The 4407-nt window shown below is 71.6% G+C and carries 5 protein-coding genes; 2 read left to right on the forward strand and 3 right to left on the reverse strand.

All coding sequences use genetic code 11. From position 1 onward, the window contains the following. A partial coding sequence (locus tag ACIRDX_RS20910) for a histidine kinase dimerization/phospho-acceptor domain-containing protein (protein WP_396627372.1) occupies nucleotides 1–1001 on the reverse strand: 1001 nt, incomplete at its 3' end. Beyond that, complete coding sequence (locus ACIRDX_RS20915; protein ID WP_396627373.1) at nucleotides 998–1714, reverse strand: response regulator transcription factor; 717 nt, start codon at nucleotides 1712–1714, stop codon at nucleotides 998–1000. The genes ACIRDX_RS20910 and ACIRDX_RS20915, both read right to left, overlap by 4 nt. Nucleotides 1715–1890: 176 nt before the next feature. Between ACIRDX_RS20915 and ACIRDX_RS20920 the strand changes: the two genes are divergently transcribed. Further along, nucleotides 1891–2562 (forward strand): Spy/CpxP family protein refolding chaperone, encoded by a 672-nt coding sequence (locus tag ACIRDX_RS20920; RefSeq protein WP_396627374.1) that lies wholly within the window; start codon nucleotides 1891–1893, stop codon nucleotides 2560–2562. 144 nt (nucleotides 2563–2706) lie between these two features. After that, complete coding sequence (locus tag ACIRDX_RS20925) at nucleotides 2707–3249, forward strand: Spy/CpxP family protein refolding chaperone (RefSeq protein WP_396627375.1); 543 nt, start codon at nucleotides 2707–2709, stop codon at nucleotides 3247–3249. A 58-nt stretch (nucleotides 3250–3307) separates the two neighbouring features. Here the strand turns inward: ACIRDX_RS20925 and ACIRDX_RS20930 are convergent, their stop codons facing one another. Further along, complete coding sequence (locus ACIRDX_RS20930; protein ID WP_396627376.1) at nucleotides 3308–4060, reverse strand: hypothetical protein; 753 nt, start codon at nucleotides 4058–4060, stop codon at nucleotides 3308–3310. Nucleotides 4061–4407: the final 347 nt, after the last annotated feature.

Genomic DNA, 4407 nt, shown 5'->3' on the forward strand with positions numbered 1-4407 from the left:
GCGGGACCATGCCGATCGCGAAGGCGCGACCACAGGTACGAGAGCGGCGCTCGCTCCGGATGCAAGCCGAGCCCGCCAGCCTCCATCTTCGCGAGTTCGAGGAGGTCCCCGATGAGCCGCTCGAGCCTGACCGCCTCGTCGTCGACCACCGACAGGTAGCGCGCCCGATCGGCGTCGCCGATCGGCAGGTCGGGCATCTGCAGCGTCTCGACGTAGCCGCGGATGGTCGTCAGCGGCGTGTGCAGTTCGTGCGAGACGTCGGCGAGGAGTTGCCGTCGTACCTCCTGCTCGGAGGTCACGCGCTGGATCTGCGTGGCGAGGGCATCGGCCGTCTGGTTGAAGGCGCGGGCCACGCGGCTGATCTCGTCGGCGCCCTCCTCGGGCGCGCGTGCCGACAGGTCGCCCTGCCCGAGCCGCACGGCTGCCGACTCGAGGGCCTTCAGGCGACGATGCGCCGGGGCGAAGGCCAGCCAGGCGAGCAGCGCCGCGATGGCAATCGCCGTGAGGGCGGCGCCGGCCAGCGCCATGGGGCCCAGATCGCGCACCACGGCGAGTCCCGGGCGTCGTGGCAGCACCACGACACGCCCTTCCAGTTCGCCGAGCACCTCGACCCGCGCGATGCCGACCGGCCGGTCGGGGTCGTCGGGAGCATTGGCGGCTGCTGCCACCTGGCGCGCCTCCGCCTCGGTGATGACGACACCAACCGGGCCGCGGACGCGGCTACCCGGCGTGACGAAGAAGGCCGGCAACGGGGTGTCGAGGTAGCGCGCCAGCACCTGCGGCACGTCGGCGGCCGGGTCCGCCTCGAGTGCCTCCGAGAGGTCGCGCGCGATGGTCTCGGCGAGTTGCTGCGCCGTGATTCGCGCGTGCAGGCCCTCCGGGCGCGACAACTGCGCCACGACGAACGCCAGCTGCACGGCGAGGCCGGCCGCGAGCAGGCCGAGGCACGCCAGTGCGATACGCCAGTAGAGCGACCGCACCCACGGGTCGCGGACGCTCATGGCGTGGCGACGTCGCGGAACTTGTACCCGACGCCCCAGACCGTGAGCACGCGCTGCGGCTCGGCCGGGTCGGCCTCGATCTTCTGGCGCAGGCGCTTGACGATGGTGTCGACGCTGCGCTCGGTGACGTGGGTGCCCGGTCCCCAGGCACGGCGGATGATGGCCTCACGCGAGAACACGATGCCGGGGTTGGCTGCCAGCACCTTGAGGACGGCGAACTCGTGGGCCGTGGTCTCCACGACCCGCCCGTCGACAGTGACCTGGTGGCGGTTGGGATCGATCTCGAGGCCGTCGCGCCGAATCACGTCGGCTGCCGGTTCGTCGCCGGCGGCTGCCGGGGCGGTCGACGCCCGTCGCAGCAGCGCCCGTACGCGCGCCATCAGTTCGCGGACCCCGAACGGCTTGGTGAGGTAGTCGTCGGCGCCACTGTCGAGGCCGAGCACCTTGTCGGTCTCGTCGCGGCGTGCGGTCAACAGCAGGATCGGCGACTTGCGGGTGGACGGCTGCTGGCGGAGGGCGCGGCACAGCGCCACGCCGTCGATACCGGGCAGCATCACGTCGACGATGAAGAGGTCGTAGGCCTGGGCCTTGGCCGCCTCGAGGGCCGCTCGGCCGTCGAGGAACCTGTCGCTCGTGTGCCCCTCGAACGAGAGGTGGAGCGACACGAGCTCGCCGATGTGGGCTTCGTCGTCGACGACCAGCACATGCGCCATGGCCCCCAAGGCTACCCCGCCTGCGGCAGGCCCGCGCAGCGCTGTCATGGATTTTTCACAGTCGGGCCGGCCATCTGTCCGGTACCGTGTGGGGTCCAGGCCCATGCAGGCAGCATGAGATTGCACGCGCCTCGATGGTTGGGCCGGGTGTGGCACGGCAGGACATGGGCGCGGGCGTGGCTCTCCACCCGCGAACGACGGAGCGGATCGGCATGCGGCACGAGAACGCGGCAAAGGGTGTGGGGATCGGCGCGGCGATCCTGGTGCTGACGTTGGGGATGGCAGGCGCATCGTCAGCGCAGCCGCCGCAGGGCGGACGCCCAGCGGGAGTCGGCATGCCGCCGCCCCCGCCGCCGCACGGGCCCGAGGGTCCGGGGGGTGGCGATGGTCGCGGGTTCGGGCCGGGGCGCCCCGGCGACTTCGGCGGGCGCATGATGGGGCCGCTCGGCGGCTTGCTGACCCTCAATCCCGACGTGCCGCTGGCCGGCCTGAACCTGACCGACGCCCAGCGTGAGCAGGTGCGTACGATCCTCCAGGGCCACCGTGCCGAGGGCCGGGCGCTGATGGACCGCGCGCGCGTGGCCATGGACGCCATGCAGAAGGCCACCGACGGCACGGCCATCGACGAGGCGGCCGCGATCGAGCGCGGCCAGGCGCTCGGCACCGCCATCGGCGAGGCCGCCGTGCTGCGGGCCCGCGTGCGGACGGAAGTGCTGGCGATCCTCACGCCGCAGCAGCAGGCCGAGGCGAAGGCGATGGCCGCCGACCGCAAGGAGCGTCAGCGCAAGGGCATGGACCGGATGCCCCCGCCACCGCGGCCGCGGCCCGACGGCGTGCCGTTCGACTGACGAGCAACGCCTTCGTTTCTTCACAACCTCGACATCGGGGGGCCATCGAGTCCCCGTCTCATGCATCAGAACGCGCGCTGACCCGCATCGGTCGGGCGGCGCAGGCGGGGCGAAGGCCCCAGAAGGGTGTGTGCGATGCGTACGATGACGTCCCTGAAGCTGGTGGCTGGTGCAGTGGCCCTGACCCTCGGTCTCGCGAGTGCGGCGATGGCCCAGCCTGGTCCCGGTGGTCCGGGTGGCCCCGACGGCCCCGGTCGTGGAGGGCGCGGCCCCGGCGGTCCGATGATGGGCGGCCCGCTCGGCGGCCTGCTCGGGCTGCATCCTGACCTGCCGCTCCCCGCGCTGAACCTGACCGACGCGCAGGAGGAGCAGGTCCGGACGATCATGCAGGGCCATCGCGACGCGGGCCGGGCGCTGATGCAGCGCGCTCAGGCGTCGATGGACGCCCTGCGCACGGCGACGGCCGGCACGATCGACGAGGGCGCCGCCGCCCAGCAGGGGCAGGCCCTCGGGGCGGTGATCGCCGACGCCGCGGTATTGCGCGGCCGGGTGCGCAGCGAGGTGTGGGCCATCCTCACGCCGGAGCAGCAGGCCGAGGCGACCAAGATCCAGGCGGAGCGCCAGGCAAGGCAGTCGCAGATGCGTCAGCGGCTGCAGCAGCGGATGGATCAGAAGAAGAAGGGCTGACCTCGGTCTCGACCCGAGTACGGCAGGGCGGCGGTCACGTCGCCCTGCCTGCGTTGCCTCACCCGCGCTGGCGTGCCGCCCGCTGGTGACCCTTGCGGACCACCCACCAGATCACGCCCGAGACGGTGATGGCCGCGGTGGCCATGGCTGCCAGGAAGAGCGCCACGGTCAGCACCAGGATGCGCTGGACGCCGAACCTGGCCTCGATGCGCAGGGGCTCCCCCGCGAGCCGCGCCTTCAGCGGCTGTTCCCACGACAGGATGTTGCCGCGCTCGACGAGCCGGCTCGGCGCGTTGTGGAACGTGACGCGACTGGGGATGTGCATGCGCACGGCCACCAGTTCGGAGCCGTCCCACCCGACATCCCCCACGGCCTTGTTGACCGACGGCCCGAGTTCCTGCAGGTACTGCAGCGTCTCGCCCTCACGCGCGAAGGTGTAGCGCGCCCAGGCGAACGGCGTGGCCTGCGGCAACCGGCGAACGTCGGCCACCTCCAGTCGCACCTGCACGAAGCGTCGGCCGTCGCGTCGCCACGGCCGGCTCACCCGGGTGACCTGGGTCACCGGCGACGTGTACAGCGATCGGATCGCGTCGCGGTCGATCGGCGCCGCAGGGTCCAGCGGCACGTCGAGCCCGTGCAGCCCCGCCAGGGCCGCCAGCGACGTGTTGACGATGACCTTCGCCGACCCGTCGAGGTCGACGTAGATCTCCTCCTCGTACTCGTATTGCCGTCCGAACGGTCGAGCGCAGGATGCGAGGAGCAGGAGGGCGAGGGCCGTCAGCGCCAGCGCCTGACGGGGATACGACGACATGGAGCACTAGTGTAAGGGACAGGGGAAGAGGGACAAGTCACAAGGACTGCCAAGGGACGAGGGACGGGACGGAAAGGGACAAGGGACAAGGACAGCCAGGGCTCAGGGGACAAGGACGGCCCGAACAATAGAGACGCGCCCGCGCTCCGGGGACCGGTACAGCGGGGAGCCGCAAGACCCGCAAAGCGGCCGAGCGACGCGCAACGCCCTGCTTGTCCCTCGTCCCTCGAGCCCCTGTCCCTTGTCACTGGCCTCCCTTGTGACTTGCGTACTCGTCCCTTGTCCCTCGAGAGCCTGTCCCTCGTCCCTTGACTCCCTTGTGACTTGCGTACTCGTCCCTTGTCACT

The sequence above is a fragment of the Luteitalea sp. genome (assembly GCF_044337415.1).
GTDB lineage: Bacteria > Acidobacteriota > Vicinamibacteria > Vicinamibacterales > Vicinamibacteraceae > Luteitalea.

Coding starts and splice junctions, on each gene's coding strand:
- ACIRDX_RS20930 (WP_396627376.1), bottom strand. CDS start 4,060: ATGTCGTCGTATCCCCGTCAGGCGCTGGCGCTGACGGCCCTCGCCCTC.
- ACIRDX_RS20925 (WP_396627375.1), top strand. CDS start 2,707: ATGACGTCCCTGAAGCTGGTGGCTGGTGCAGTGGCCCTGACCCTCGGT.
- ACIRDX_RS20915 (WP_396627373.1), bottom strand. CDS start 1,714: ATGGCGCATGTGCTGGTCGTCGACGACGAAGCCCACATCGGCGAGCTC.